General features: G+C 38.1%; 4 protein-coding genes. 3 read left to right on the forward strand and 1 reads right to left on the reverse strand.

All coding sequences use genetic code 11. The features are described 5' to 3' along the window. Positions 1-134 precede the first annotated feature (134 nt). From ACZFYI_RS18550 to ACZFYI_RS18560, 3 genes are all read left to right on the forward strand, one after another. A complete protein-coding gene (locus ACZFYI_RS18550) occupies positions 135-1,802 on the forward strand; it encodes a sodium:solute symporter (RefSeq protein WP_462525612.1) in 1,668 nt (555 codons plus the stop codon). 74 nt (positions 1,803-1,876) lie between these two features. Next, on the forward strand, positions 1,877-2,080 hold the full coding sequence (locus ACZFYI_RS18555; protein WP_462525613.1) for a penicillin acylase family protein: 204 nt from the start codon (positions 1,877-1,879) through the stop codon (positions 2,078-2,080). Positions 2,081-2,210: 130 nt separating this feature from the next. Next, entirely contained in the window at positions 2,211-2,462 is a 252-nt protein-coding gene (locus tag ACZFYI_RS18560; protein ID WP_462525614.1) for a hypothetical protein, read from the forward strand. A gap of 38 nt (positions 2,463-2,500) precedes the next feature. Here the strand turns inward: ACZFYI_RS18560 and ACZFYI_RS18565 are convergent. After that, positions 2,501-2,735: hypothetical protein (locus tag ACZFYI_RS18565; protein WP_462525615.1), on the reverse strand; the 235-nt coding region annotated here is incomplete at its 5' end.

Here is a 2,735-nt window from a genome sequence, read left to right on the forward strand (position 1 = left end):
CAGTCTGCAACCTCATTTCCAAAAAGTTTTTGTGGTGGATTAGTGGACCAATCCATAAATTCTTGACGGATTTGAGCTTATGCTAAAGGCACCCAATAAGGCTAAATACTAAAACAACACAATAATATAAAAAGATGGGTTTTTTAGATTTCTTAATTATTGCCATATACTTTGCTCTTATTCTTTGGATAGCGAAATGGGCAGCAACAGAAAAAAAAGGTGGTGTTTTTTCATCAGTTGATTATTTCTTGGCCGGCAGAAGCCAAGGATGGATAGTGATTGGTACATCTTTGTTTGCTTCCAATATCGGTTCTGAAATTATTCTTGGCGTATCCGGTGCAGGTGCACGAGCGAATATGCCTATGGCAAATTTTGAAATCTTAGCCTCCTTAATTTTGATATTATTAGGATGGGTATTCGTACCATTTTATCTGCGAACAGGCGTCTATACAATGCCTGAATTTCTTGAAAAGCGCTACTCAAAGGCTTGCCGAACTTATTTATCAGTAATATCGATTTTGGCTTATATCATCACCAAAATTTCACTGATTATTTTCGCAGGGGCCTTGGTCTTTGAGATTTTGGGTATCCCATTTTGGACAGGAGCGATTATTACAGTCATTGCTACCGGATTTTACACTGTCCTTGGCGGTCTTAAATCGGTAATCTATACCGATATGGTTCAAGCTTTTATTTTGATTTTTGGAACAGCAGCTATCACAATATTTGGATTGTATCAATTAGGAGGTTGGGATGAAATGATAAGTACCATAGCAACGGCCGCACAAACAGAGGGTAATCCACCGGTTGATCGATTTTTCAATCTTTGGCGACCGATGGAAGACACGGATTATCCCTGGACCGGGATGTTGTTTGGTGCACCGATTCTAGGTGTTTGGTATTGGTGTACCGACCAATTCATTGTACAGCGGGTGCTGTCTGCAAAAGACATTAGCAATGCTAGAAAAGGGGCACTATTTGCAGGTTATCTTAAATTATTGCCTGTATTTCTTTTTTTCCTTCCCGGAGTTATTGCTTATGCCTTACTACAAAAAGGCATGATCAGCTTTTCCTTGGACAATGCTGACCAAGCACTTCCTGTGATGATTACTGAATTTCTTCCCACCGGCCTAAAAGGATTGGCTATTGCCGGATTATTAGCGGCACTAATGAGTTCCTTATCATCCGCTTTCAATTCATGTTCCACATTGTTAACTATAGATTTTTATCAAAAATTTAGACCAGATGCTTCCGAAACAGATTTGGTTCGTTTTGGTCGGATTTCTACAGTGGTAATTGTGATTGTAAGTTTAGGATGGATCCCCTTTATGAATGCCTTGATGGGAGGCGGCATTTTTCATTACCTGCAAAGTATTCAAGCCTATATTTCTCCACCAATCGCAGCAGTATTTCTATTCGGCCTTTATTATAAATGGATAAATGCCAAAGCAGCGATCATCACGCTTTGGACGGGTTTTGCTATTGGGATATTTAGATTAGTTATTGAATTCATGAATAATGATGGCATCATATCGATTGCCGAAAAAAGTATGATGGATTATTTCTTGGGTGTCAATTTTTTACATTTCGCTCTATTCCTCTTTATTTTTTGCTCGGTAATTTTAATGGCAATAAGTAAATTAGGGATACCTCAACCAGCAGCTACATTGGAATTAGTTACTTTCCAAAAAAGAACAACACCTGTTCCTTTTAAATTGACAACTGATATCCTGTTAACAGTGATTTTGATCGCCTTGGTATTATTAATCTGGTGGTTATTTAGTCCATTTGGCATTGGGTAATAAAAAAAGTTTAATGTGGGAGAAAATCCGAATATCAATTATTCCGGTTGATTTTAGGGCTTAGAAGCCGAATCTTGCATCATGACTGTACGCTTCGGCGAGGGAATCCAAAGATCGAAACGATTAATGTCTTTGGGGCAAGGAATGATCCTGGCAGCCCTCACTTTGATGATCAGATGGAACTTTTCCTCAATCAAAAATTGAAGCCGATGAGTTTGGATAATGCCGAAGTAATCAAAAATGCGAAACGGGTTTATGGTCCCGGAAGCGAAAATTGATCTCGCTCCTCACCATCAGTTAAGGATGTAAACAAGAGTAAAAAAAGCCTCAAGCAAAGTAGGAATCATTTAATGCTAGGAAATTTTAATGTTCGGTTATCTTTGAACTTAATAAAAATACAATCAAAAAATGTTTGACGGTCCGAACTTCCCTAAGGCGCTTAATGAATCTATTTTTGAGGAATGGCTAAAGAAAGGGCGATTGAGTAAAACACCCTTTGCTTATCTATTGGTCATATGGGACGAACTTGACCGCGCCTACATCCCGGTATATATAGAAGAGCGGAGCGAACTGAATAATTTTGCCCGCTATGGTCAGGCTCCTGACCATCAACTTTTGGTAGCTGCTTACGACCTTTATTCTGAGACGAGGGTGGTTTAGGGGATGAATTGCTATTCAAATTATAGCATAGAAAGTGTTTAATTCATAAAATATTCAATCTCTCTACGAAAGACCTTTCTTGGGCGATTGTCAATAAATTCTCTTTTTTCTATCCAATTGCCGGTAGTATCATAAATATAGGTATAGGTTGTTGTTTTGTATTCTCCAGTATTCAAAGAGATATTTTTTTGACTTGTAATATTACCTTCCTCATCCAATAGATTTTCAGTGAGATAAAATTGTCCGCTTTTGATGTGGGTTATCAAGACCTTA

The organism is Aquiflexum sp. (assembly GCF_977115555.1).

Bases quoted from the DNA above. Each gene is read 5' to 3' on its own strand.
- ACZFYI_RS18550 (WP_462525612.1), top strand. From the start codon at position 135: ATGGGTTTTTTAGATTTCTTAATTATTGCCATATACTTTGCTCTTATT.
- ACZFYI_RS18560 (WP_462525614.1), top strand. From the start codon at position 2,211: ATGTTTGACGGTCCGAACTTCCCTAAGGCGCTTAATGAATCTATTTTT.